Annotated in this window: 22 protein-coding genes; 19 read left to right on the top strand and 3 right to left on the bottom strand. The window is 62.1% G+C overall.

Translation table 11 applies throughout. The features are described 5' to 3' along the window. Positions 1-9: 9 nt before the first annotated feature. Complete coding sequence (locus JSS95_14040) at positions 10-1,281, bottom strand: threonine synthase (protein MBS1800932.1); 1,272 nt, start codon at positions 1,279-1,281, stop codon at positions 10-12. A gap of 153 nt (positions 1,282-1,434) precedes the next feature. On the opposite strand from JSS95_14040, the gene JSS95_14035 reads away from it, so the two are divergent. From JSS95_14035 to JSS95_13970, 14 genes are all read left to right on the top strand, one after another. After that, positions 1,435-2,418, top strand: a complete 984-nt coding sequence (locus JSS95_14035; protein MBS1800931.1) for an HAD-IIB family hydrolase — start codon at positions 1,435-1,437, stop codon at positions 2,416-2,418. Between the two features lie 53 nt (positions 2,419-2,471). Beyond that, positions 2,472-3,254 carry a lytic transglycosylase domain-containing protein gene (locus JSS95_14030; GenBank protein MBS1800930.1) on the top strand — a complete coding sequence of 261 codons (783 nt, stop codon included), beginning with the start codon at positions 2,472-2,474 and terminating at the stop codon, positions 3,252-3,254. Between the two features lie 5 nt (positions 3,255-3,259). After that, a complete protein-coding gene (locus JSS95_14025) occupies positions 3,260-4,309 on the top strand; it encodes a flippase-like domain-containing protein (GenBank protein MBS1800929.1) in 1,050 nt (349 codons plus the stop codon). 192 nt (positions 4,310-4,501) lie between these two features. Further along, positions 4,502-4,972 carry a transcriptional repressor NrdR gene (nrdR, locus tag JSS95_14020; protein ID MBS1800928.1) on the top strand — a complete coding sequence of 157 codons (471 nt, stop codon included), beginning with the start codon at positions 4,502-4,504 and terminating at the stop codon, positions 4,970-4,972. Positions 4,973-5,082: 110 nt separating this feature from the next. Beyond that, positions 5,083-6,126: an isocitrate/isopropylmalate dehydrogenase family protein gene (locus tag JSS95_14015; GenBank protein MBS1800927.1), complete on the top strand. Its 1,044-nt coding sequence runs from the start codon at positions 5,083-5,085 to the stop codon at positions 6,124-6,126. A 50-nt stretch (positions 6,127-6,176) separates the two neighbouring features. Beyond that, positions 6,177-6,956 carry a hypothetical protein gene (locus tag JSS95_14010; GenBank protein MBS1800926.1) on the top strand — a complete coding sequence of 260 codons (780 nt, stop codon included), beginning with the start codon at positions 6,177-6,179 and terminating at the stop codon, positions 6,954-6,956. Positions 6,957-6,988: 32 nt separating this feature from the next. After that, complete coding sequence (locus tag JSS95_14005; protein MBS1800925.1) at positions 6,989-7,321, top strand: hypothetical protein; 333 nt, start codon at positions 6,989-6,991, stop codon at positions 7,319-7,321. Between the two features lie 108 nt (positions 7,322-7,429). After that, a complete protein-coding gene (gene asd, locus JSS95_14000) occupies positions 7,430-8,530 on the top strand; it encodes an aspartate-semialdehyde dehydrogenase (protein MBS1800924.1) in 1,101 nt (366 codons plus the stop codon). Positions 8,531-8,556: 26 nt separating this feature from the next. Next, positions 8,557-9,960 carry a lysine-sensitive aspartokinase 3 gene (lysC, locus tag JSS95_13995; protein MBS1800923.1) on the top strand — a complete coding sequence of 468 codons (1,404 nt, stop codon included), beginning with the start codon at positions 8,557-8,559 and terminating at the stop codon, positions 9,958-9,960. A gap of 14 nt (positions 9,961-9,974) precedes the next feature. Next, positions 9,975-10,661, top strand: a complete 687-nt coding sequence (locus tag JSS95_13990) for a 4-hydroxy-tetrahydrodipicolinate reductase (protein MBS1800922.1) — start codon at positions 9,975-9,977, stop codon at positions 10,659-10,661. Between the two features lie 121 nt (positions 10,662-10,782). After that, positions 10,783-12,057 (top strand): aminopeptidase, encoded by a 1,275-nt coding sequence (locus JSS95_13985; GenBank protein MBS1800921.1) that lies wholly within the window; start codon positions 10,783-10,785, stop codon positions 12,055-12,057. A 135-nt stretch (positions 12,058-12,192) separates the two neighbouring features. Continuing rightward, a complete protein-coding gene (locus tag JSS95_13980) occupies positions 12,193-13,104 on the top strand; it encodes a 4-hydroxy-tetrahydrodipicolinate synthase (GenBank protein ID MBS1800920.1) in 912 nt (303 codons plus the stop codon). Between the two features lie 149 nt (positions 13,105-13,253). Further along, positions 13,254-14,108 carry a 2,3,4,5-tetrahydropyridine-2,6-dicarboxylate N-succinyltransferase gene (locus JSS95_13975; protein ID MBS1800919.1) on the top strand — a complete coding sequence of 285 codons (855 nt, stop codon included), beginning with the start codon at positions 13,254-13,256 and terminating at the stop codon, positions 14,106-14,108. Between the two features lie 196 nt (positions 14,109-14,304). Beyond that, positions 14,305-15,969 (top strand): ribonuclease J, encoded by a 1,665-nt coding sequence (locus tag JSS95_13970; GenBank protein ID MBS1800918.1) that lies wholly within the window; start codon positions 14,305-14,307, stop codon positions 15,967-15,969. Between the two features lie 84 nt (positions 15,970-16,053). Here JSS95_13970 and JSS95_13965 read toward each other — a convergent pair whose 3' ends face one another. Next, positions 16,054-17,253, bottom strand: a complete 1,200-nt coding sequence (locus JSS95_13965; GenBank protein MBS1800917.1) for a ferritin-like domain-containing protein — start codon at positions 17,251-17,253, stop codon at positions 16,054-16,056. A 335-nt stretch (positions 17,254-17,588) separates the two neighbouring features. Here JSS95_13965 and JSS95_13960 point away from each other — a divergent pair, with 335 nt between their 5' ends. The 5 genes from JSS95_13960 to JSS95_13940 are packed head-to-tail and all read left to right on the top strand — an operon-like array spanning position 17,589 to position 23,337. After that, positions 17,589-19,826, top strand: coding sequence for a patatin-like phospholipase family protein (locus JSS95_13960; protein MBS1800916.1), 2,238 nt, complete (start codon positions 17,589-17,591; stop codon positions 19,824-19,826). Positions 19,827-19,869: 43 nt separating this feature from the next. Next, positions 19,870-20,901: a threonine/serine dehydratase gene (locus JSS95_13955; protein MBS1800915.1), complete on the top strand. Its 1,032-nt coding sequence runs from the start codon at positions 19,870-19,872 to the stop codon at positions 20,899-20,901. A 47-nt stretch (positions 20,902-20,948) separates the two neighbouring features. Further along, positions 20,949-21,956 (top strand): hypothetical protein, encoded by a 1,008-nt coding sequence (locus tag JSS95_13950; GenBank protein MBS1800914.1) that lies wholly within the window; start codon positions 20,949-20,951, stop codon positions 21,954-21,956. Next, positions 21,937-22,398 carry a GNAT family N-acetyltransferase gene (locus JSS95_13945; GenBank protein MBS1800913.1) on the top strand — a complete coding sequence of 154 codons (462 nt, stop codon included), beginning with the start codon at positions 21,937-21,939 and terminating at the stop codon, positions 22,396-22,398. Before JSS95_13950 ends, JSS95_13945 begins: the two co-directional genes overlap by 20 nt. Before the next feature lie 42 nt (positions 22,399-22,440). Next, the gene (locus JSS95_13940) at positions 22,441-23,337 is read left to right on the top strand and encodes an undecaprenyl-diphosphate phosphatase (protein MBS1800912.1); all 897 of its coding nucleotides are present in this window, start codon (positions 22,441-22,443) and stop codon (positions 23,335-23,337) included. 65 nt (positions 23,338-23,402) lie between these two features. Here JSS95_13940 and JSS95_13935 read toward each other — a convergent pair whose 3' ends face one another. Then, positions 23,403-24,665 (bottom strand): Gfo/Idh/MocA family oxidoreductase, encoded by a 1,263-nt coding sequence (locus tag JSS95_13935; GenBank protein ID MBS1800911.1) that lies wholly within the window; start codon positions 24,663-24,665, stop codon positions 23,403-23,405. Positions 24,666-24,690: the final 25 nt, after the last annotated feature.

The raw sequence follows: 24,690 nt of genomic DNA, 5'->3' as shown, positions 1-24,690 counted from the left end.
CATTCTTCCTTACTGCGGGGTGATGATGCCCCCTACGGGAAGGCTGGTGGGCAGGGTGCCGGGGCGGCGAAGGTGCATGGCCTCGGCGGTCATGTCGGTGTACTTGAGGCCGGCTCCGGTGTTGAAGAGGACGACCTTGTCGGTGGGTTTTAGTTCTCCAGTCCTAAGTAGCTGGTCGTAGGCGGCGGTGGCGGCTGCGCCTTCGGGCGAGAGGAAGATGCCTTCGTTGCGGCCGTAGTCGAGGATGCTCTTGAGGATGGCCTTGTCGTCGGAGGCGATGGCCTTGCCGCCGGACTGCTGGAGGATGTCGAGGATGATGGTGTCGCCGTAGGGCTTGGGGACGCGGAGGCCGGCGGCGAAGGTGTCGGCGTTGGGGAAGAACTCGCTGGCGGGTTTGTGCTGGTCGAAGGCGGTAACGATGGGGGCGCAGCCTGCGGCCTGGAGGGCGTACATCTTTGGGCGTTTTCCCCCGGTTTTCGATAGATCGACCCAGCCGAGTTGCTCCATCTCTTCGAAGGCCTTCCACATGCCGATGAGGCCGACGCCCCCGCCGGTGGGATAGAAGACGGCGTCGGGGTAGGTCCAGCCTAGCTGCTCGACGAGCTCGTAGCCCATGGTTTTTTTGCCTTCGACGCGGAAGGGCTCTTTAAGGGTGGAGACGTCGAACCAGGTTTCGCTGGCGGGGGTGTTGGATTCCTTCTGCTGCTTGATGCGCTCGCCAACGATGCGGGCGCAGTCGGAGATGAGGCCGTCGATGAGGTTGACGTCGGCTCCGTAGACCATGCCTTCGACGTAGTTGGCGAAGGGGACGTCCTGCGGCATGAAGATGTGTGCGGCTATTCCTGCGGCTGCGGCGTAGGCGGCAAGCGCTCCTGCGGCGTTGCCAGCGGAGGGCACGGCGAGGTGTTGCAGGCCGTAGTGTCTCGCCATGGTGACGGCGAGCGAGAGGCCGCGGGCCTTGAAGGCGCCGGTAGGGTTGGCTCCCTCTTCTTTGATGTAGAGGCCGGGGTAGCGCTTTGAGTGCAGCATCGGTGTCCAGCCTTCGCCGAGAGTGACGGGAGTGACGTCAGGCAGGACGGAGGAGTAGCGCCACATGCCTAATGAGGTTGTGCTGGCGTCGGCCTTTGCCGTGATGTCTTCGCGGCGCGCGGTGCGCTTGAGATCGTCCATGTCGTAGCGGACGTAGAGGGAGCCTGCGCATTTAGGGCAGACGGTCTGCGGGGTGTCGGCGGAGACGTGGTGATGGCAGCGGGAGCACTCGAGCGATGTGATGCGCGGCATGGATTGATGGTACTCGAGGCGGATCGCGCTAGCGCGCGATTGTCCCACCTTAGCCGCGATAAAAGCCGCGGCGAAGATGGGGCACCCGGATTCGTTGCTTCTTATAGAGGCGAAGCTCGTTCCCGACTTGTTGTGCGATGAGAGAATAGGACGATGAGCAGCCGACGGATTCGTATGGTGGCGGTGGATATGGATGGCACGCTGCTGGGTGGCGACGGCCAGGTGAGTGTGCGGAACCTGGCGGCGCTGAAGGCCGCTGAGCGGGCAGGGGTGGAGGTCGTCATTGCCACCGGGCGGCGTCACAACTATGCGATGAAGGTGTTGCGCGGACTGGGGCTGAAGGACGAGAACGGTCTGATCAGCTCGAACGGCGCGGTGGTGAGGACGGTTGGGGCGCGGCTGCTGGAGCGGACGCTGCTCGGGCGCAGCACAGCGGAGTGGCTATGCGGGCATATGGGAGAGTTCCGGAGTTCGCTGCTGGCAACCTTCGATCGCGTGCTGGCAAATGGCGAGGACACTCGCGGCACGCTGGTGGTGGAAGAGATGGAGGAGCTGAACGGCAGCATCGGCAAGTGGATGGCTGCCAATGAGCCGTTCATCGAGCGTGTGGTGCCGATGGAAGACGCTTTTGGGCGCGAAGGGCTGATCCAGATGATGCTGTGCGGAACGATCGAGCGGATGCGCGAGGCCGCAGAGAGGCTGCTGTCCGATCCGAAGGTGTGTGGCATGGGCTCGGGGCTGAGACGAAGTGAGATTGGTAGAGAGCAACCGAAGCTGAGCGAAGGTGCTGTGTCATATGCGGAGGCGGCGCTGCACCGGACGGAGTATCCGGAGCGCGACCTGTGCATCGTGGACATACTGCCCGGCGGTTGCAGCAAGGGCAATGCGGTAATGAACCTGGCCCGGATGCGCGGCGTGGAGCGCGAGGAGATACTGGCGATCGGGGACAACTGGAACGACGTCTCGATGCTGGAGGCGGCGAACGGCGCGGTGCTGATGGGGAACGCTCCCGATGATTTGAAAGAGGTTGCGGCTGCGCGTGGGTGGGCCTTGGGCAAACGGCACGACGAGGATGGCGTCGCTGTGGCGTTGGAGGCGGCGTTGGATGGCGAGTTGGCGGTGCCTATGGCACGTTAGTGGCAGGTGAAGGCTTCCGCCGGTCCTGCGGTGGTAGGCTTTTTAGTGTGTCAATGCTGCGTTCTTCAAAGAGATGGATATGTCGCGGATGGGCCGTGCTGGCGGTTGTGGCTACGGTTTGCCCTCTTGCGCGAGCGATGGAGCATGTCGTTCTGAAGAACGGGTTCGAGATGGATTGCTCTCGCCGCGAGATTGTGGGCGACAAGGTAAGGCTGTATCTTGCGCAGACGTCTGCCACCGGTGAGGGGAATTATCTGGAAGTGGCTTCGGATGCTGTGGCCAGGGTTGAGGGAATCCCCGATCCTCCTGTACCTCAGGGGCTAAAGCCCCTTTCGTTCAACGCCGTTGATGGCGCGGCTAAAGCCACGCTCCTTCCAAAGGGCAAGTTTTCGATAAGCGATAGCTCTTTGTCGAAGGCAGAGATGCATACGATGCTGTCTCATGCGGGCGATGCGCACAACATTGACGAAGACCTTCTGGCGAGCGTGGTGCGGGCGGAGAGCGGCGGGCAGGTGCGGGCGGTTTCGCGCGTGGGAGCGCAGGGGTTGATGCAGCTGATGCCGAAGACGGCGACCGAGCTTGGCGTGACGGACTCGTTCAAGCCGGAGGAGAATGTCGCCGGCGGTTCGGCGTATCTGGACCAGTTGCTGACGCGGTATCACGACAACGTCGCGCTGGCGCTGGCGGCCTACAACGCGGGGCCGGCGGCGGTGGACAGGTATCGCGGCGTGCCTCCTTATCGCGAGACGCAGGTGTATGTGGCGCGGGTGATCCGGGAGTTCAATCGGCGGAAGAAGATGGCGCGGGCCGGGGCGCAGGTGGCCGAGTCCAGGTGAGCGTGATGAAGAGCCGCGGCACGGTAGTGTGGGCGGTCCTCGTGGCGGGGACCGCGGTGGTGACGTTTTTGTACCGCGACCGCATCCACTTCGACTGGGCGATGTTCTGGCAGCAGTTGCACCATGTGCATCGAGGCCATGCGATGGCGGGAATCCTGCTGATTTACTCGACGTACTGGCTGCGCGCGATACGGTGGAGCGTCTTCGTCAAGCCGATGAAGGATGTCGGTGTGGGGCCGCTGGTGGGGCCGCAGTTCACGGGGTTTACGGCGGTGGCGCTGTTTGGGCGGCTGGCCGATCTTTCGCGGCCTTACCTGGTGGCGCGCAAGCTGGGGTTGACGCTGAGCTCGCAGATGGCGGTCTACACGCTGGAGCGGATGTTCGACCTTGGGGCGGCGGCGCTGATCTTTTCTTCCGCGCTGGCGTTCGCTCCGAAGGACACGCCGGACTATGCGCTGTTTATGAAGGTAGGGCGCATGAGCTTGCTGGTGACGGTTGCTATAGCCATCTTTGCGGGCGTCATTCGCGTGGCGGGCGGCGCGGTGGCCGGGTTTGCGCGGGGGATACTGAGGCCAGTGTCGAAGTCGATTGGCGACAGCATCGCAGACAAGATTGTGGGTTTTCGCGATGGTCTGAAGGGATTGAAAAGCGGTCGCGAGCTTGCGGTGGTTTCGGCGATCTCGCTGCTGATGTGGGGGATGATTGCTTCGGCTTATGTGCAGACGGCGCACGCATTTGTGAACACGCCGGAGCTGGCGAACCTGACGTTCTCGCGCGCGATGTTATTGATGGCGGCGTCGATTGGCGGCAGCCTGCTACAGTTGCCGATCGTGGGGTGGTTCACGCAGATTGCGGTAACCGCCGCGGCGATGCACGCGTTCTATGGAGCGCCGATTGAGGCGGCGACGGCGTGCGGAGCGATGCTGTTGGCCGTGACGTTCCTTTGCATCATTCCGGCTGGACTGCTTTGTGCGCGGATGGATCATGTGAGTTTGAAGAAGATCGCCGAAGAGAGCGAAGAGGCGGGTAAAGAGATCGAGGCGGTGGGAGAGTAGGGGTCGCACCTTTGGCGCGATGGGGCATCCGGTTGTGTCGATGGGGCGCGCGATTGGTTCATCCCACCCTTCGCTTCGCGAAGGATGGGGCACCCGGGCGAATGTCCACCTTAGCGACGATAAAACCGTCGCGAAGATGGGGCGCCGGTTTCGTGGGCTGCCGGCAATCGCTGCTAGAATCAAGGCATTGCGATGAAGTGTCCCTATTGTGGCTTTATTCAGGACCGTGTGGTGGATTCGCGCGAGAGCAAGGAGGCGGACTCCATCCGCCGGCGTCGCGAGTGCGAAGGCTGCAACAAACGGTTTACGACGTACGAACGCATCGATGAGATCCCTTACATGGTCGTCAAGAAGGACGGCCGGAGAGAGAAGTTCGACCGCCAGAAGGTGCTGAGCGGGCTTCTGCATGCGTGCGAGAAGCGTCCGGTGCCGGCGGGCAAGCTGGGTCAGATTGTGGACGAGACGGAGGCGTATGTCGTCGATTCGCCGGAGCGCGAGCGGTCGACCTCGGAGGTCGGTGAGCTGATCATGACGCGGCTCAAGGAAATTGACACGGTGGCGTATATCCGGTTCGCCAGCGTCTATCGGGACTTCAAGGACGTGAGTGAGTTCAAGCAGGAGCTTGAGGAGTTGTTGAACGGCAAAGAGAAGAAGAGGCGCTAAGGGACGCATCTTTATCGCTCAATAAAATGCAGATCCTTCGGCTGCGCTCCCGCTGGTCGCTTCGCTCAGGATGACACTTCAATCATTTAGTTTTGTTGAAACAGGAGAGTATGGCGAGCAAGAAGACACACAAAATTACATTGATTCCGGGCGATGGTATTGGCCCGGAGGTTTCTGGCGCGGCGGTGAAGATTCTGGAGGCGGCGGGAGCGGCCACGGGCGTGGGGTTCGAGTGGCACGAGTTCGCGGCGGGCGCCGACGCCTTCGCGCAGACGGGCGAGTACATCCCGAAGGCGCTGTATGAGTCGATCGAACAGAACCGCGTGGCCCTGAAGGGGCCGGTGACGACACCGGTGGGCGGCGGGTTTGCTTCGATCAACGTGACGCTGCGGCAGAAGTTCGAGCTGTATGCGAACTTCCGTCCGGTGAAGAGCCTGCCGGGTTTGAAGACGAAGTACCCGGACATCGACCTGATCATTGTGCGCGAGAACACGGAGGACCTGTACGCGGGGCTCGAGCATGTAATTGTGCCGGGCGTGGTGCAGTCCTTGAAGATCATCACCGACAAGGGTTCGACGCGCATTGCGCAGTTCGCCTTCGATTACGCGAAGAAACATTCGCGGAAGAAGGTCCACGCGATCCACAAAGCGAACATCATGAAGCTGTCGGACGGCCTGTTCCTGAACTGCTGCCGCAAGGTGGCGGCGGGGTTCCCGGCGGTGGAGTACAAGGAGCACATCGTCGACAACACGTGCATGCAGCTTGTGCTGAACCCGTACCAGTACGACATTCTGCTGACGGAGAACCTGTACGGCGACATTCTGAGCGATCTTTGCAGCGCGTTTGTCGGTGGCCTGGGGCTTGTGCCGGGCGCGAACCTTGGCGCGGAGTGCGCGATCTTCGAGGCGGTGCATGGGTCGGCCCCCGACATTGCCGGTCAGGACAAGGCGAATCCGACGGCGCTGCTGCAATCGGCGGTGTTGATGCTGCATCACCTGAACGAGGCGGAGGCCGCCGAGCTCGTGCAGGGGGCGATCGAGCAGGTGTATCGCGAGGGCAAGGTGCTGACGCGCGATGTGGGCGGGACGGGTGGAACGAAGGCGTTCGCGGATGCGGTGCTGGCGGCGATGGAGTCTCCGGCGGCGGCGAAGTAGCTTTGGCGAAACGGAACGAACGATCGGCGCGCGCGGGGTTCGCCGCTGGGATGGCGTTGGCGCTTGTGTCTGCCGTGGCCGTTGGGCTTGCGGGGTGCAAACCCGATAGTGCGGTGCGCAGCGGCGCGCTGATTGGCAAAGGGACGAAGGCGCAGGAGCCCGCGCAACCGAAAGTTGCCGGGCCGGCGACGGGTTCGGTGCTGGGCGTCGTTCATTTCAAGGGCAAGGCCCCGGTGCGGTCGAAGATCGACATGAGCCACGATCAGGTGTGCTCGATTGTGGGCGGCATTAACCTGGACGAGCAGTATGTGATTCATAACGGCGGTCTGGCGAACGTCTATGTCTACGTGAAAGACGGGCCTCCGGAGGTGATGAATGCTGCCGCGCCCGCTGCGCAGGCCCCGATTGTGCTGGACGAGGTGGGCTGCAGGTATGTTCCGCATGTGGTGGCGGTGATGAAGGGCGGCACGGTGGAGTTTCGCAACTCCGACGGGACAATGCACAACATCCATACCATGCCGCACGGCAACCCGGCGGTGGATGTATCGCAGGGGGCCAAGGGCGCGCCCGAGCAGCGGAAGTTCGATACGCCGGAGATCATGATGCCGGTGCATTGCAAGCGCCATCCCTGGATGCATGCGTTCATCCATGTGTCGGCGACGCCGTTTTTTGCGGTGACGGATGCGGATGGGCGATTTGATATCTCCGGTCTGCCGCCGGGTACGTATACACTGGCTGCCGTCCATGAAAAGCTGGGCGAGCAGACGGTGAAGGTGACGCTCGTTCCCCGTGGACAGGCAGCTGCGGAGTTGACGTACTCGATGAAGTGAACGGGGGGCCGGGCTGAATGGAATTGGCGGCGATGCTGTGGCAGCAGATAGAGGACAGTTCAGGCCTGGCGTTTGTTCCACACCGGCTGCCGTCCTGGTTCATGGTCTTCGCGCTGTTTTTGCCGAGGGTGTCGCTCGCGGTGGCGTGGCTTGATGGGATCCTGGCGCCGTTTCATCTGACGGGGCCGGTTCCCTTGCTGTTTGCCGTTGTCGTGCCTCGCGCGCTGGTGTTGTACCTGATCTATCTGGATCGGGGGGTGGGGCTTTGGTTCGTGTTTCACCTGGCGGTTGCGCTGCTGGTGTGGGCAGGCGGAGGGAACACCTACCGGCGCAGGCGGGTGTGGAAGCAAGGGGGCGGCAGGTAGTCGCGGGTTCGGCGGCCAGAACGGGCCCGACACGATGCCATCTTCGTCGTGCCGGTTTTCGGACGGGAATGGCGCGGCGCGCGGCGTCCGCGTTATTCTTAAAAAACTATGGAACGGCGACGGGTAGGCATTCTTGGCGCGACCGGCATGGTCGGTCAGCGATTCATTCAACTTCTGCACAATCACCCCTGGTTTGAGATTGCGTGGCTTGCTGCCAGCGACCGCAGTGCGGGCAAGACGTATGGCGAGGCGTGCAAATGGAAGCTCGATACGCCGCTGCCGGCGAAGATTGCGGCGATGAAGGTGCAGCCGAATGTGCCGGAGCTGTGCGAAGGCGAGCTGCCGAAGATCATCTTTGCTGCGCTGGACGCGGACATTGCTCGCGAGCTGGAGCCGAAGTTTGCGGCGGCGGGCTGCGCGGTGATCTCGAACTCGAGCGCCTTCCGCATGGTGAAGGATGTTCCGCTGGTGGTGCCCGAGGTGAATGCCGGGCATCTGGAGCTGCTGGAGACGCAGTCGTGGCGTCGCGAGAGCGGCGGCTTCATTGTGACAAACCCGAACTGTTCGGCAATCGGCCTGGTGCTGGCGCTGAAGCCGCTGGAGGAGCGCTTCGGCATCGAGAGCCTGTTTGTCTCGACGATGCAGGCGATCTCGGGCGCGGGCTATCCGGGTGTGCCTTCGCTCGACATCCTTGGCAACGTCGTCCCCTTCATTAAGAACGAAGAGGAGAAGATGCAGGAGGAGGTCGGCAAGCTGCTGGGCAAGAGCCGCGGCGACCATGTGGAGATGCTGGACGCGAAGGTGAGCGCGCACTGCAACCGCGTTCCTGTTGAAGACGGCCACACGGAGTGCGTGAGCATCAAGTTCAAGAAGAAGGCGACGCGCGAGGAGATCCTGGCGGCGTGGGCGGAGTTCAATCCGCTGCGCGGGCAAAACCTGCCGACGGCGCCGGAGCAGCCGGTGGAGTTCGACGCGGCGGTGGACCGTCCGCAGCCGAGGCTGGACCGCATGCGCGGCAACGGCATGGCGGCGACGGTGGGCCGTCTGCGCGAGTGCTCGCTGCTGGACTGGAAGTTTGTTGTGCTGTCGCATAACACCATTCGCGGCGCGGCGGGCGCGGCGGTGCTGAACGCCGAGATCCTGGCGCGGACGGGACGGCTGGCCAAGCTGGGTGTGCCGACGGGAGAGAGTCAGGCGGTGCTGGCTTGAGCGTAGCGCGTGAGCAGTTGGTGGTGATGAAGTTTGGCGGCACATCGGTGGAAGATGCCACGGCGATGAACCGCACGGCGGCGATCGTTGCGGGACGCAGGAAGAAGGGCCTCGAGGCGGTCGTCGTGGTCTCGGCGATGGCGAAGGTGACGGACCAGCTTCTGGCGGCAGCGGCCGCGGCGGGGCGTGGAGACAAGGCGGGCGCGCTGGCGATCAGCTCGCGGCTGCGTCACCGGCACATCGACACGGCGGGCGATCTGCTCGACGAGCAGCGGTTTCAGGCGTTGCAGGTGGCGGTGCATCAGGAGTTCGACGCGCTGGACGATCTGCTGCGCGGCATTGCCGCCGTAGGTGAGCTGACTCCGCGGACGGGCGATCTGGTGGTGAGCTTCGGCGAGCGGCTTTCGAGTCGCATGGTGGCCGCTGCGTTCGATCAGCGCGGGCTCGACGGCACGCATGTGGACGCGCGGACCTGCATCATTACGGATTCGAACTACGGCAAGGCCGCGCCGCTCGAGGCGCCGATTGAGGCGAAGCTGATGGAGCTGGTGCTGCCGCTGATCAAGGCGGGCAAGACGCCGGTGATGGGCGGCTTTATCGGATCGAACGCCGAGGGCATCACGACGACGCTGGGACGCGGCGGCAGCGACTACACGGCCGCGCTGGTTGGCGGCGGGTTGCACGCGGGCGCGATCGAGATATGGACGGACGTCAACGGCATCATGACGACCGACCCGCGTATTGTGCCTGATGCGCTGCGCGTGAAGACGATCAGCTTTGAAGAGGCGGCGGAGCTTGCGTACTTTGGCGCGAAGGTGCTGCATCCGGCTACGATTCTGCCCGCGGTGCAGAAGAGCATCCCGGTGTGGGTGCTGAACTCGCGCAACGCGGAGAACGAGGGTACGAAGATCACGGCCGTCGCTCCGCCGTGCAAGAGTCCGTTCAAGAGCATCGCGGCGAAGAAGAAGCTGACGATCATCGACATCGTCGCCAGTCGTATGCTGATGACGCACGGCTATCTGAAGGCTGTCTTCGATGTCTTCGACCGCTTCAAGTGCGCGATCGATATGGTTTCGACGAGCGAGGTGAGCATCTCGCTGAGCGTGGACTCGAACGAGCGGCTGCCGGAGATCTGCGAGGAGCTGTCGAAGATCGCCGATGTGAAGATGGAGGGCTCGAAGGCCCTGATCTGCATGGTGGGCGAGGACATTCGCGGCCACAACGGCATCGCCGGCCAGGTGTTTACCGCGGTGAGCCATGTGAACCTGCGGATGATCTCGCAGGGCGCGAGCGAGATCAACATGAGCTTCATGATCGATGAAGAGGACGTGGAGGAGGCGGTGCGCAGCCTGCACAGGCACTTCTTCGCCGATCCGGATGCGGCGATCTTCGATGTAACGGCTCGCGTTCCGGCAGAGAGTAAGGCTTAAGAAGGGAACTTGCGATGCGGGTACTCGTGCTGGGGCAGGGGAAGACGGGCAGGCTTGTCGCCGAGGTGGCCGCCGAGCGCGGCCACGGCGTGCATGTGCTGGACGCGAAGGAGAACGCGAACGCCGCTGCGCTGACGCCTCCGTTTGTCGCGGGCTTCGACGTGGTGATCGACTTCACGACCCCTGAGGCCGTGGTGCAAAACATGCGCGCGGTGCTGGCGACGGGCGCGAGGATGGTGGTGGGAACGACGGGCTGGTACGACGCGCTGGACAAGGCGCGCGATCTGGTCGAGCGCAAGCAGGCGGGCCTGGTCTACGGCACGAACTTCTCCATCGGCGTGCAGGTGATGTTTCAGATGGCGAGGAAGATGGGCGAGCTGCTGAAGACCTCGGGCTACACCTTCGAGATCGAAGAGACGCACCATGTGACGAAGCTCGATTCGCCTTCGGGTACGGCACTCTCGCTGGCGCAGGTGGTGAGGTCGGCGACGGGCGTGGCCGATGTTCCGATCCGGGCGCATCGCGTGGGCGACGCCGCGGGTCTGCATGTGCTTGAAGCGAAAAGCGCCGTCGACAAGCTGATTTTGACGCATGACGCAAGCTCAAGGCGCGGCTTTGCCGAGGGTGCGGTGCGGGCAGCGGAGTGGCTGTCGACGCGGCGGGGCTGCTATGACTTTCAGGACATCTACACGCAGGTCTGAACCGCTCTAAAGCGTATAAGCCAAAGGCACAGCAAAGGCGCACTACTGAGGTTCTTTGCCTACGGCTCAGAATGACGACTGGAAAGCCTTGTGCGTCCAAGAAGTAGAGGTAAAGAAAACGATGAGCGTAGCTGAGGTAGTTGTCGCGAAGAAGTTTGCCGCCCTTTCGCTGGATGAGAAGCTGGACCGTCTGGCTGAGGTCGCTGTGAAGGTCGGTCTTGGACTGAAGCCGGGGCAGGAGCTGATTATGTCGGCCCCGATGGAGGCCCTGCCGCTGGCGCGCAAGATCACAGAGCAGGCTTACAAGGCAGGCGCGCTGCTGGTGACGACGCTCTATGCCGACGATCCGAGCACGCTGGCACGCTATGAGCATGCGCAGGATGCGAGCTTCGATTATGCTCCTGCGTGGTTGCAGGAGGGCGTTGCGAATGGCTTCCGTAGCGGCGCGGCGCGGCTGGCGATCGCGGGCGCGAACCCGGCGCTGCTGTCGAAGCAGGACCCGAAGAAGGTCTCGCGCGCGAACGTCGCGGCATCGAAGGCGGGCAAGCCGGCGATGGAACTGATTACGCGCCACGAGATCAACTGGACGATCGTCGCGGCGGCGACGCCGGAGTGGGCGACGCTGGTGTTTCCGGACGATCGTGAAGACATTGCGGTGGTGAAGCTGTGGGAGGCGATCTTCGCGGCCTCGCGTGTGAACGTCGACGACCCGGTCGCGGAGTGGAAGCAGCATGGCGAACGGTTGAAGAAACGCGTCGAGTTTTTGAATGCGAAGCGGTATGCGGCGCTGCACTTCAAGTCGGCCGATGGCGGCACGGACCTGAAGGTGGGGCTTGCGGACAATCATCTGTGGGCGGGCGGCGGAACGACTGCGGGCAACGGTGTGTACTGCCAGCCGAACATTCCGACGGAGGAGTGCTTTACGACTCCGCACAAGGACCGCGTGGACGGCGTGGTGAAGGCGTCGAAGCCGCTCTCGCACCAGGGCACCTTGATTGAGAACATCGCCGTGCGGTTTGAGGGCGGCAGGATCGTCGAAGCGAGGGCGACGGCGGGCGAGGACGTGCTGAATCGGCTGATCTCGACCGACGACGGCGCGCGGCGGCTGGGCGAGGTGGCACTGGTGCCGCACAACTCACCGATCGCCGAGAGCGGGATATTGTTCTGGAACACGCTGTTCGACGAGAACGCGGCGAGCCACATTGCGCTGGGGCAGGCGTATTCGACGTGCCTGATCGGAGGCGAGAAGATGACCTCGGAGGAGTTGGCGAAGCTGGGCGCGAACGAGAGCCTGATCCACGTGGACTGGATGATCGGTTCGGCGGAGATGGACGTGGACGGCATTGCAGCGGATGGAACCGCGGAGCCGTTGATGCGCAAGGGTGCGTGGGTTTAGCGAACGGTCGCGCTGCGTTGGCGGCACAGAGATAGGTAAAAAGGCCCAGGTTCATTGCCTGGGCCGTTCTTTTGTTTGTCTCGATGTGTGGATCGCATCAAAAGACGCGGCTGGACGCGGTAAACTTCAATCACTATGGAATTGATGGGCTGTGGAACGGCGCTGGTGACTCCTTTCCGGAGCGATCTGAGCGTCGACGAGAGCGCGCTGCGATCGCTGGTGGAGTGGCAGATCGCGAGCGGCATTGGGTTTCTGATTCCGTGCGGGACGACGGGCGAGGCCGCGACGCTGAGCGAGCAGGAGTGGCTGCGCGTGGTTGAGGTCACGGCGGAGGTGGCTGCGGGCCGCGTTCCGGTCTTTGGCGGATGCACGAGCAATGCGACGCACGACGCGGTCGCGAAGGCGAAGAAGCTGGCGCGGGTGAAGGGGCTGACGGGCATCCTGACGGCGAACCCCTACTACAACAAGCCGGGGCAGGAGGGCCAGTATCAGCACTTCCGCGCGATCGCGGAGTCGATGGACCTGCCGGTGCTGCTCTACAACATCCCCGGCCGCACGGCGGTGAACCTTGAGCCGGCGACGGTGCTGCGGCTGGCGGAGATTGCGAACATCGTGGGTGTGAAGGAGTCGAGCGGAAACATTGCGCAGATCACGGAGCTCGTGACGACGGTCCCGGCTGGGTTCAAGGTGCTGGCCGGCGACGACTCGATGGCGCTGCCGGTACTGGCGCTGGGCGGGGCTGGCGTGGTGTCGGTGGCCTCGAACGTTATTCCTGCGGAGATGTCGGTAATGATTCGTGCCGCGGCAGACGGCGATTGGGCGACAGCGCGCAGCGTCAACAAGCGCTACTTCCGGCTGATGCAGGCGCACTTCTGGGAGCCGAGTCCGGCGCCGGTGAAGGCTGTGATGAAGATGATTGGGCGCGGCGAGGAGCTGTTACGCCTACCGATGGTTCCGGTGACCGATGCGACGCGGAAGAGGCTTGAGGCGCTGGTCAGCGAGTTGGGGTTGATGCCAGCGGCGCGCGAAGAGTTGAAGGCGTCCTGAGGCTAACAGGGAAAGAACAAGCAACAGCAAGACAAATACGGGGATTCTTCGCCTTCGGCTCAGAATGACGACTCCATAAAGGACGACTTTATTTGGTGAAGCGGCCCCCTTCAAAACAAGGGTTTGATCAGAGAAGACAAGGTGGTTTTGTGAATTTGAACGGTTCGTTGCAGGAGAAGATTGAGCACTGGTTTGCCCAGGGTGCCGAGGCGGTTGGAAACAAGGACGCGGAGGCGGCCTTCTTTGCGCTGCGCGATGCGCTGGAGGCGGGGACGCTGCGTTCGGCGGAGCCCGATGCGTCTGAGGCGCTGAGCTGGCGCGTGAATGCGTGGGTGAAGCGCGGCATTCTGCTTGGCTTCCGGCTGGGGCAGATGGTGGAGATGGGGTGTGCAGACGGCTTCCGCTTTGTGGACAAGGCGACGTATCCGGCGCGGCGGTTCAAGGCCGCCGACGGCGTGCGCGTGGTGCCGGGCGGCTCGAGCGTGCGCAGCGGGGCGTACCTTGCGAAGGGCGTCGTCGTGATGCCGCCGGCGTATGTGAACGTCGGCGCGTATGTGGACGAGGGCACGATGGTGGACTCGCACGCGCTGGTGGGAAGCTGTGCGCAGATCGGCAGGCGCGTGCACCTGAGCGCGGCGGCGCAGATTGGCGGCGTGCTGGAGCCGGTGAACGCGAGCCCGGTGATCATTGAGGACGATGCGCTGGTGGGCGGCAATACCGGCGTCTACGAAGGGACGATCGTGCGCAGGCGCGCCGTGATCGCGGCGGGGACAGTGTTGACCCGCGGCACGCCAGTCTACGATCTCGTCAAGGGCGAGGTGTACAAGGCGAGCGCTGAATCTCCGCTGGTGATTCCCGAGGGCGCGGTGGTGGTGCCAGGTTCGCGCGCGGTGACGAAGGGCAAGGGCGCGGAGTGGGGGCTGAGCGTGGCGGCCCCGGTGATCGTGAAGTATCGCGACGAGAAGACGGAGCTGTCGCTGGTGCTGGAGGATGTGCTGCGGTAGGAAACTGCTCAAGCGACGACGTGGCGGTGCGAGCAGTTACGTTCCCACCCTTCGCGATGAGACCGCGAAGGATGGGGCACCCGGTTTCGTGGCTGAAAGAGGAACTACTGGGATTCTTCGCCTTTGGCTCAGAATGACGAGTCGTTGTGCTCGGCAGGCCTGGAGAAACACGTCGGCCTGCTAAGATTAAAGTTTCATGGCACAAGATAAGTTGAAGCTGATTCCTCTGGGTGGACTGGGCGAGTTCGGAATGAACTGCATGGTTCTCCGCTGGCAGGATGACATCATCGTCATCGACGCCGGGCTGATGTTTCCTGAAGAAGAGCTGCTGGGCGTCGACATCGTTGTTCCCGACATCAGTTACCTGACCGAGAACCGCGACAAAGTGCGCGGCATCGTGCTGACGCACGGCCATGAGGACCACATCGGCGGGCTGCCGTGGATCCTGTCGGAACTGAATGTTCCGGTGTATGGCACGGAGTTCACGCTGGCCTACGTCGAGGGCAAGCTCGAAGAGCACAACCTGTTGGACGATGCCGATCTGCAGGAGATCATCCCCGGGCATCGCGTCACGCTTGGGCCGTTCTCGATCATGCCCATTCGCGTCACGCACTCGCTGGTTGACTGCGTAGCACTGGCAATCCACACGCCGGTGGGCGTAGTGCTGCATACAGGCGATTTCAAGGTGGATCTTTCGCCGCCGGACGGCAAGCCGTTCGACCTGCACGCCTTTGCTGAGTTGGGCAAGCAGGGTGTTCTCTGCCTGCTTCAGGACTCGACCAACGTGGACCGTCGCGGCTACACGCCGAGCGAGAAGGCGGTAAGGCCGCGGCTCGACGAGATCTTCCAGCAGACGCAGAAGAAGCTGTTCTTCAGCTGCTTCTCGTCGTCGATCCATCGCATACGGCTGGCGATGGAGCTTGCGGCGGAGCATGGGCGTAAGGTGGCGATCATCGGGCGGTCGCTGGACAATTCGACGGAGATTGCGCAGGACCTTGGGTATATCGAGCCTGCGCCGGGGTTGATCATCAATCCGGGCCAGATACGCGACTTCGCCTCGGACAAGCTGTGCATCATGATTACGGGCACGCAGGGCGAGCCGATGAGTGCGTTGAGTCGCGCCGCGGTGAACAACCACAAGCACGCGAAGATCGATGCGGGCGACACGGTGTTGATGAGCTCGCGCGTGATTCCGGGCAACGAGAAGTCCATCTATCGGGTGATCGACCACCTGGAGCGCCGCGACGCGAAGGTGATCTACGACGATGGTGCCTCGGGGCTGATCCATGTGAGCGGTCACGGCAGCCAGGAGGAGCTGCGGTTGATGATTAACCTGGTCCGGCCGAAGTTTTTCATCCCGGTGCACGGCGACTATCGCCACCTGAAGCGCCACGCGGAGCTGGCTTCGTCACTGGGGGCTATCGAGAAGGCAGTGTTGCTGGAGGACGGCGATGTGCTGGAGCTGGATCGCGACTCGGCGACGAAGACCGGCCAGGTAACGGTGGGCCGCGTCTGCATCGACTCGGGCGGATCGGCGGCCGACGTCGTGGAAGACCTTGTGATCCGCGATCGCAGACACCTGAGCGAAGACGGCATCGTGCTTCCCATCATCGCGATCAACAAGATGACGGGAAGGCTGGAGAATGCGCCGGAGATCGTGATGCGAGGCATGGCCATCGCTGAGGAGGGGATGATCGCAGAGGCGCGGCAGATCGTTCAGCGCACGCTCGATGGCTCGTCCGCGGAAGAGCGTGCGGATTACGGCGTCATCAAGGAGAAGATTCGCACCGACCTGAAGCGGTTCATCCAGAAGAGTACGAGCCGGCGTCCGCTGATTATGCCGGTGGTGCTTGAGATCTGATCGGACGACGGGTTCACTACGAGCAAAGCGCCTCAGCGGATGAGGCGCTTTTGTTTTGGTGAGTTAAATGGGGGGAGCCGCTTATCAGCGGCGTCGTGCCTCATCCGCTTCTTCGGCCAATTGGCGCATCAACCGCAGAAACTGTGGATTCTTCTGACCAATGAAGAGCCCGTCATCGACAAACGCCTGAACCGCAGCCATAGCTCCTGAGTTTTTTACCGTGGTTGGACGAATGATCGCAACGGGTGGGAACTTCTTGTTGAGGAAGTGGGTTGGCTCGGGCATGATCAGGTTGGCTTGCAACGTGTCACCGTTGAGAGATTCGGGGTTCGTCTCTCCCTGGGCGTTTGCGAGAGTTGTGAATGTAACGGTGGCGCCGGTTCCGCCGGGGCCGTTGTCGACGTCGGTGAGGGGGAGGGCATTGCCTGCCTTGTCCTGCCAGGTCTGGAAGTGCATGGTTTCGCTTGGACCGATGCTGAGCAGGATGCGGAGAACTTCGGGATTGGTGACCTTCTGGGCCAGCGTTGGATAGAGGCTGGTGCCGCCCTGCTCGATGAAAGCAAAGTGGAATCCGGCTGTGAAGGCGATTGCCTGGAGATGGGTGGTGATGCTCTTTGTGTTGTCGCTGCTGAGGGAGCTGCCGGCGGTGTCGGCGTCGGTTCTTGGAATTGCGGTGTGCTGGCCTACGTTCAAGCTGGGGACGGCCTGGGCGAATGGAGAGCCCGGGTCGAAGTCGGGGTTGGTAATGCTGCGATAGCGAGACCAGAAACTGGTGTCGACGGTGAGCTTCATGAGATTAGTGAGGCGTGTCTTGCCGGTTGATCCTGTTGCCGTACTGCCTGGGATGTTGGCAAAGGGGGTGAGATCGACTGCCTCGGAACCCTTCGATTCGAGATAGGCCTTGAGGAATGCGGCATGACTGATTTCGTCATCGGTATTGTCGTGGATGTACTGGGACATGTCGCCATCGAGGATTTGAAGTGCGCCCTGGTAGAGCGGGTTTCCTCCGCCCACTCCGGAGACTTCGTTGTCCTGGGTTCCTCCGAGTTCCGAGTATTGGATCCACAGATCGGCCTCGATCTGCTCCAGAGCGTTCAGGAACCGGAGAATCGCGATGTCTCCTCGTGTGAGATCGTCGCGTCTTCCATCTTCGTCCTGGCCAAATGCGGATGTTCCACCGCTCAACAAGCCGGCTCCTACTGACGCTGCTCCTGCCGCGATTCCGGTCTTCAAAAACGAGCGCCGATTCGCGGATTTCCTGATCAATGATTCGAATCGCATCATTCCACTTCTCCTTTTTGTCACAGCTTTGAACCGGGCATGTTGGTCCGGTGACGACACACTAGGCCTTCTCATCCCTTGCGGTTGTCAGTGCGACGTCAAACGAATGTCGATTTTTAGGAGCAGGCTGATATGCGTTGGTGCCGGAACAAACGGGAGAAAGTGAAACGGGTGTCGTTGTGGGTACGGATCACTTAAATGATTCGTGGAGAGGTAAGATTGAAACCAGAGAAAACCCGATAAGTATGGGGTAAACCCCGAAAGAAACCCCTATTCCCAGACGGATGAGTATTGAGCGTATGTCAGGTTTCCTTCTTCGGCAAAAGGTGGTTTTGGGTTTGGCAATCGCATTCCCTATGCTGGGTGCCAACGCCGTCGCGCAGCCGTCTCGATCCGTGCAGCAGACTCAGTCGATAGCGACTGCTGTATCCCCGCATGCGGTTCCTCCGCCCCGGGTTGCCGGGGACCGGAAGAAGATTGGGCTGGTGTTTGAGGGCGGCGGCGCGCTGGGGCTGGCGCATATCGGCGTGATCCGGTGGATGGAGCAGCACCATATTCCTGTCGATTACATCTCGGGAACAAGCATGGGAGGGCTGGTTGGCGGTTTGTATGCTTCGGGCCTGAGTCCGGACGAGATCGATGAATTTGTGCGGAACATTGACTGGGCCACTGTGCTGAGCGGCCAGGTGCCTTTTCAGGCGCTGAGCTATCGCCGCAAGGAAGACAAGCTGGTGTTTCCCAACCGCATCGAGTTTGGGCTGAAGAAAGGGTTCAGCCTGCCAAGTGGCCTCAACTCCGGCGCCGCGGTGAATCTTCTGTTCGACCGCACGATGCTGCCGTACTGGGACCTGAAGAGTTTCGACGACCTTCCGATCCCGTTTCGCTGCGTTGCCACAGAATTGAACACGGGGCAGGCGCACGTCTTCGAGGACGGCTCACTGCCGCGCGCGCTGCGCTCGACGATGTCGATCCCGGGAGTGTTTGCGCCGGTTCGCGTGGGCAACGATCTGTACTCCGATGGCGCGGCCGTGGACAACCTTCCGGTCGATGTTGCACGGTCGATGGGCGGCGAGGTGATTATCTCGTCGTATCTGAACGTGGGGCCGCCTGCTCCGGGCTCTCTCAATTCGCTCGTCGGCGTTGCCGGCCGCAACGTTTCGATCATGGTGGCGGCGAACGAGATCAACAGCCTGAAGAACTCGGACATCGTGATCTCGTCGGATGTGAGCAAGTTCGGCGCGCTTGAATTTGCCAAGAGCAATGAGATCATCCCGAAGGGAGAGCAGGCTGCGGAGCTTGAGGCCGCCGCTCTCGAAAAGTATGCGTTGAACGACGCCGATTGGGCGGCTTACGTTGCCGAGCGGCAGGCGCGGCGGCGAACCATGGTGCCGCAACCGCAGTTCATCGAGATCCTCGGCCTTACCGGGGTGCAGCAGAAGGAGGTCGATGCGCGTTTCGAGAAGTATGTCGGCCATCCGGTAGATCCGGAGAAGATCGAACAGAGCATCGCCGATCTTCAGGGGACGGGTCTCTACTCAACGATCAACTACAACATCGTCGAGCGAAACGGAAAGAAGGGGCTGCTGGTGCGGGCGCTCACGAAGGACTACGGTCCGCCGTTCATGAACGCCGGGTTGACGATCCTCGCGAACGATTCCAACGACGTTCAACTTGGCGCCGGGGTACGCGCAACATTCTTCAATGTTCTGGGGCCCGGCTCGGAGCTGCGCGTGGATGGCGCCCTGGGACAGCCGGCCGGGCTGAGCGGAGAATTGTTCAAGCCGGTCAAGCCGGGGTCGAAGGCCTTTGTCGCGCCGCACGCCTACATCACGCACCAGATCAACCCGTACTATCAGGGCAGCGAGCAGTTGGACCAGTACAAGGAGCGCCGTAACGGGCTCGGCGTCGACCTGGGTTATATGTTCAACGCGAAGACCGAGCTCCGATTGGGCGAAGACGTTCAGTGGTTCAGCGAGCACCGGACGATCGGCACTGCCCTTGGGAACGAGTTCAGCATCGTGCCCTTCGTCACGAAGGTGAGATTTCAATACTTGGGCCAGAATGACATGCTGGTCCCATCGAGCGGAAGCCTCGCATCGGCGACTTACAACTACTACACATCGCAGCCTGCGGGTGTTGGCGGCTATTCGCAGATGAGCGGTCGTCTGGAGCACTTCTTCCCGATCGGCGAGCGAGGGATTCTATTCGGCACGGCGCAGGGCGGCACCAGCTTTGGAGCAACCAACCTCGGCCTGGCGGGTCTGGCGCTGGGTGGGCCGTTACGGCTGGCGGCCTACGGACGCAACGAACTCCTGGGCACGGACTACTATCTCGGCCAGGCCGGCTACTTGCAGAGGCTGGCGCAGTTGAATCCCGTGTTCGCCGATGCGATCTATGTTGGCGGCATGTACGAGACTGGAAAGATGTACGGCGGCAATGCGCAAACGCCAAAGCGGCCAAACGACGTGGCCGCATTCGGCGTTATCAAGACGTGGATCGGGCCAGTTTATGGCGGCATCAGCATCGGCGACAGCGACCACCGCAAGTGGTTCTTCGGGTTGGGAAGGGTCTTCTGAGATGTCTTCCGCGCCGCATTTATGATGGAGTTGCGGGGAGCCCATGAGCGAATTCGTAAACTTTGACGAAATCAAGGCCGCACAACAACGCATTGCAGACGTGGCTGTGCGCACACCGCTCTATCGCGTGGAGCGCGCAAGGCTTCGCATCGCGAAGATTGCCGAGCCTGCGTTCGACCTGTACATCAAGGCCGAGAACGAGCAGCCGATCGGCAGCTTCAAGCTGCGCGGGGCCTACAACATGGTCTCGCAGCTTTCTCCGGATGCGTTGAAGCGCGGAGTGATTACGTACTCCAGCGGCAACCATGCGCAAGGCGTGGCCTATGCGGCTCGCGCTCTCGGAGCGAAGGCGGTGATCGTGATGCCGTCGAATGCGCCCGAGGTGAAGAAGGCCGCGACGCGCGCACTGGGTGCGGAGATCGTCGAGGTGGGCCCTGCATCGTCAGAGCGCAGGCTCAAGGCTGAAGAGCTTGTAGCAAAGCATGGCTATGCCATGATTCCGCCCTACGATGCGCGAGAGATTGTCGCTGGGCAGGCCACCTGCGGGCTGGAGATTGTCGAGCAGCTTCCCGACGTCGATCTCATCCTGTCGCCAGTGAGCGGCGGAGGCCTGTTGAGCGGAGTTGCCACGGGGGTAAAGCTGGCGGTTGACCATGGCCTGGCGAAGCCCAGCGTTCAGGTGTGGGGCGTCGAGCCGGAGCTGGCGGCAGACGCGAAGGAGAGTTTCTATGCGAAGGCGCTGGTGGAATGGCCGGCGGAGAAGACGACGCGCACCATCGGCGACGGCCTGCGTACGCAGAGCATGGGAGGGCTGAACTTCGCGCATGTGCTGAAGTACGTCGACGGCATTGTGACGGTGGCGGAGGACGAGATACTGGCCGCGTTGCGCATGGTTCTGGCGGCGACGAAGCTGGTGGCCGAGCCTAGCGGCGCGGTGACGCTGGCGGCGGCGCTGTTCCATGCTTATGAGCTACCCAGGGCCAGCAAAGTCGCGGTTATTCTGAGCGGCGGCAATCTGGAGCCTGCTCTGCGTGAGCGTCTTGAGGCGGAACTGGCAGCGGAACAGCCTGCCTGAACCCGCTGCTCTCGCTGTATCGGCCCGGCACGTCTAATATCTCGTCTATGCGAATCGATCGGTTGCGAAGGTTTGGTTGTGCGGTCCTGGTGATGTCGTGTACGGTCGCCTGGGCGCAGAAGGCAAAGAACAATGCAGGCTACGACCGCGCAGCACGGGCGACGGTGCTGCACGAAGCGGTTGTCTACGTCGGCGCGGACCCGGAGTCGCAGAAGGTATCGCTGGTGACGCCGGGGCACGAGGTTGTAATTGTGGAGCGTAGCGCGCCGTGGCTGAAGGTCTTCGCTAACACCGACGTTGAAGACGACCAGGAAGATAAGCCGGAGTTTGGCGACGAGTCGGCCCCGCAACCGGCGTCGGGGTGGATACGCGACAAGGGTGTGGTCACGGCGGCGACTCCCGGCGGCGATCAAATACTGTACGGCGCAGCGGCGAACCTTGAGGATGCGGCCTCGCGTCCCAACGCGCCGAAGGGCGCTGCCATGGCGGCGCACCTGCTCTACCGGCGCGTGGCAGAGTACTTCCCGCAGTCTTCGCTTGCGCCCGAGGCTGCATGGCGCTCGGCTGACATTCGCTGGCAACTCGCGAAGGCCGATATCAGCTCGCTGCCTTCGGCGAAGGAGCAGGACCCTGTGCTGCGGCCGCGCATCTTCGATGGTGAGATGAAGAAGGTGATCAAGAACTTCCCAGGCACAAAGTACGCGGCCATGGCTGCTTACGACCTGATCGACGTCAAACTCTGCGGCGACTGGCAGGGGCTTCCCAAGTGCCCGGAGCAGGAGGCCGGCTACTACGAGAAATATGCGGCGCAGTATCCCGACAGCCCGCGCGCACCGCAGGCGCTCTACAACGCGACGTACCGAACCGGTGTGACGGTGACGATGTACACGGTGGAAGACAGCCGCAAGAAGGCAGAGGCAGCAGCTGCCAAAACGCAGGCGCTGGCCGAGCAGATGAAGGCGAAGTATCCACAGTCGGACTACACGGCGCGTGCGGCAAGCATTGCGTATAAAGTTCAGCAGGGGATTGCAATCTATGGCAACGACCGCGACTGAGAAGGGCGCGCTTACTGTGCGCGAGATAACTGTTGCCGATGCTGCGGTTGTAGCCGGGCTCAGCGGGCAACTGGGGTACGAGACATCTGCCGTCGAGATGGAGCAGAGGCTGCGGCAGGTACTTCCGCTGCGCACGGGACATGCGGCGCTGGTGGCATGTCTCAATGGCGAAGTGGTGGGATGGATCGAAGCAGAGGTGGCATACCATCTGCAAACGCCTCCTCATGCGCTGATTACCGGGTTTGTCGTGAAGGACGGGGTGCGGTCGCTTGGGGTCGGTGCCCGTCTGTGCGCGGAGGTGGAGGCGTGGAGCAGGCGTCAGGGAGCCGATGTGATTCGAGTCACCTCGCGCATGACACGCGAGCGTGCGCACCGCTTCTACTTGCGCGAGGGATATACGCAGATCAAGACCTCGGCGGTATTTGAAAAGACACTCTACTGATCTTCACGTTACCTTCAGGAATCAGCATGTAGCATGGAAACTATGCCGATCTTTCAGGTCATTTTGCTTGCCATCGTGCAGGGTCTCGCGGAGCTGCTGCCAGTTTCGAGCTCGGCCCACGTTATCGTCGCGGAAAAAATTCTGCAAAAACACTATGGCGGCCTCGACCCCTCCGATCCGCGCATGACGCTTTTGCTGGTAATGCTGCACACCGGCACGATGTTCGCCGTAATCGCCTACTTCTGGAAGCAGTGGAAGAGGACATTCTTTTCGAGCGCCGACGCCTTCAAGCGCTTCGCCGTTCGCGCGATCTGGGCAACGCTGCTGACGGGCGTGATCGGCGTCATCATCAAAGAGATCATCGAGAAGACGATGTTTCACGGCCTGCCCAAGGCCGAGATTGAAGACCTCTTCGGGCGCCTCGACCTGATTGCCCCGGCGCTGCTCGCGGCAGGCATCCTGATTGTCATTGCCGGGCTGCGTGAAAAGAGCAGCTCGGAACAGCCACAGGCTTACGGCAACAGCGTCACTATGCGGCAGGCCGGCTGGATCGGCGCGATCCAGGGCCTGTGCCTGCCGTTCCGCGGATTCTCGCGTTCAGGCGCGACCATCTCCACCGGTATTCTGACGGGCGCGAGCAAGGACAGGGCGGAGCGATTCAGCTTTGCGCTGGCGGTGATCCTGACGCCGCCTGTCGTCGCGCGCGAGGCGCTGCGGCTGCTCAAGGCTTCGCACGAAGCCGCGGCTGCGGGCGCTCCGATCGATCTGGTCGGCAGTGTAGCGGTCAGTGTGCTGGGCGCAGTGTTCGCCTTCCTGGCAGGTCTGATTGCGCTGCGGTGGCTCAGCGCGTGGCTTGAGCAGGGCCGCTGGTACCTGTTCGGCGTCTATTGTCTGCTCGCCTCGGCGGTTGTGTTCTACCTGCACCACCTCGGCTACTAAATCGCTTCGTTAACAGGAACAGCCGGCAGAGTAATCTGCCGGCTGTTTTCTTTGTTCGCGCAAGATCAGGCAAACTGCGCGAGGTTCATGCCCAGTTTGTACTCTTCGTTGTCGGCTTCGATCTCCTGCCAGGTTACGGTGCGGCCGAGTTCGGCAGACTTGCGTCCCATGATGCAGCTCCGCGCGGTCTGGACGCCGGCCTCGATCTGGTTGTGGAACCTTCCACTGGTGATGCTCTCGATAAAGCCCTTGTCCTTCATCGGATCGGCCTGCGCGAGATTGTCGTTGAAGTCGCCGTTGGCCGCGAACTGACCCTTGGTGGCGGTGTCGCTGCCTGCCCATGTCCAGGGCTTGTCGCCGACGATGCGCAGCGCGCCACTGTAAGGAGCTTCGGCCAGACCCTCGCTGCCGAAGAAGTGCTCGGAGACATCGAAGAAGTTGTTCTTGTTGAACTGCGTCGAGGTGAAGCTCATCTGGACATCGCCGGGATAGGTGAAGATGACCTCATAGTTGTCGTTGATGTCGCCGTCGACCTTCATCACCTTGCGGCTGGCCTTCGCGTATGCGCTTACCGGGTGCGTCTGCATCACCCAGTTGCAGACATCGATGACGTGGATGTTCTGTTCGAGCAGGATGTCGCCGGAGAGGTTGCGGTAATGCAGCCAGTTGCGCAGGCGGAACTCGTCCTGCGATTTGACTGGCCCGTTGTACGATGCTGCGGGAGGAGCGTTGTAGTAGGCGGCGATTTGCGCCATCTGGCCGATCTGCCCTTCGTGAATACGGCGCACAAGCTCGACGAACGGCGGCGCGGAACGGATCTGGAAGCCAACGGCCATGCTCACCTTGCCGTCATGTTTCTTTCCAATCTCAAGCGCGCGTCGCGTCTGCGGAATATCGACGCCAACAGGTTTTTCGCAATAAGCGTGTTTCCTGGCGGAGACAATACCGTCGAGATGCTCCACGTGGAAGAAGGGAGGCGTCGAGATCTGCACCGCGTCGACCTCGGCACATGCGGCGATCGCTTTATAAGCATCGGGCCCGTGGAACATGCGCGTCGCGTCGATGGGAGAGAGCCCGAGCGAAGCGTTGATCGCATCGAAGCGTTTCTTGCCCTTGGCAAGCTGGTCGGGGAAGATGTCGGCGAGCGCGGTGATCTCCACCCCGGCGTTCTTTGCAAACGATGTAGCGACAGCGCTGCCGCGACGGCCGCAGCCCAGCAGCCCCCAGCGCACGCGAGAGTTCGCGGCATACCCAAAGGCTGTCTCTGGCTTGACGAACATGAGCCCAACCGCCCCGGCGGCTCCCTGCACAAAACTGCGACGATCCATGATGCTTCTCCCTTGCTAAATAGGT

It is taken from the genome of Acidobacteriota bacterium (assembly GCA_018268895.1).
Lineage (GTDB): Bacteria > Acidobacteriota > Terriglobia > Terriglobales > Acidobacteriaceae > Edaphobacter.
Note: the sequence above shows the minus strand (reverse complement) of the source record. Positions and strands in the feature narration are given on the sequence as shown.

Excerpts from the sequence above, each read along its gene's own strand:
- JSS95_14040 (MBS1800932.1), bottom strand. The coding sequence starts at position 1,281 with ATGCCGCGCATCACATCGCTCGAGTGCTCCCGCTGCCATCACCACGTC.
- JSS95_14035 (MBS1800931.1), top strand. The coding sequence starts at position 1,435 with ATGAGCAGCCGACGGATTCGTATGGTGGCGGTGGATATGGATGGCACG.
- JSS95_14030 (MBS1800930.1), top strand. The coding sequence starts at position 2,472 with ATGCTGCGTTCTTCAAAGAGATGGATATGTCGCGGATGGGCCGTGCTG.
- JSS95_14025 (MBS1800929.1), top strand. The coding sequence starts at position 3,260 with ATGAAGAGCCGCGGCACGGTAGTGTGGGCGGTCCTCGTGGCGGGGACC.
- nrdR (MBS1800928.1), top strand. The coding sequence starts at position 4,502 with ATGAAGTGTCCCTATTGTGGCTTTATTCAGGACCGTGTGGTGGATTCG.
- JSS95_14015 (MBS1800927.1), top strand. The coding sequence starts at position 5,083 with ATGGCGAGCAAGAAGACACACAAAATTACATTGATTCCGGGCGATGGT.
- JSS95_14010 (MBS1800926.1), top strand. The coding sequence starts at position 6,177 with ATGGCGTTGGCGCTTGTGTCTGCCGTGGCCGTTGGGCTTGCGGGGTGC.
- JSS95_14005 (MBS1800925.1), top strand. The coding sequence starts at position 6,989 with ATGCTGTGGCAGCAGATAGAGGACAGTTCAGGCCTGGCGTTTGTTCCA.
- asd (MBS1800924.1), top strand. The coding sequence starts at position 7,430 with ATGGAACGGCGACGGGTAGGCATTCTTGGCGCGACCGGCATGGTCGGT.
- lysC (MBS1800923.1), top strand. The coding sequence starts at position 8,557 with ATGAAGTTTGGCGGCACATCGGTGGAAGATGCCACGGCGATGAACCGC.
- JSS95_13990 (MBS1800922.1), top strand. The coding sequence starts at position 9,975 with ATGCGGGTACTCGTGCTGGGGCAGGGGAAGACGGGCAGGCTTGTCGCC.
- JSS95_13985 (MBS1800921.1), top strand. The coding sequence starts at position 10,783 with ATGAGCGTAGCTGAGGTAGTTGTCGCGAAGAAGTTTGCCGCCCTTTCG.
- JSS95_13980 (MBS1800920.1), top strand. The coding sequence starts at position 12,193 with ATGGAATTGATGGGCTGTGGAACGGCGCTGGTGACTCCTTTCCGGAGC.
- JSS95_13970 (MBS1800918.1), top strand. The coding sequence starts at position 14,305 with ATGGCACAAGATAAGTTGAAGCTGATTCCTCTGGGTGGACTGGGCGAG.
- JSS95_13965 (MBS1800917.1), bottom strand. The coding sequence starts at position 17,253 with ATGATGCGATTCGAATCATTGATCAGGAAATCCGCGAATCGGCGCTCG.
- JSS95_13955 (MBS1800915.1), top strand. The coding sequence starts at position 19,870 with ATGAGCGAATTCGTAAACTTTGACGAAATCAAGGCCGCACAACAACGC.
- JSS95_13950 (MBS1800914.1), top strand. The coding sequence starts at position 20,949 with ATGCGAATCGATCGGTTGCGAAGGTTTGGTTGTGCGGTCCTGGTGATG.
- JSS95_13945 (MBS1800913.1), top strand. The coding sequence starts at position 21,937 with ATGGCAACGACCGCGACTGAGAAGGGCGCGCTTACTGTGCGCGAGATA.
- JSS95_13940 (MBS1800912.1), top strand. The coding sequence starts at position 22,441 with ATGCCGATCTTTCAGGTCATTTTGCTTGCCATCGTGCAGGGTCTCGCG.
- JSS95_13935 (MBS1800911.1), bottom strand. The coding sequence starts at position 24,665 with ATGGATCGTCGCAGTTTTGTGCAGGGAGCCGCCGGGGCGGTTGGGCTC.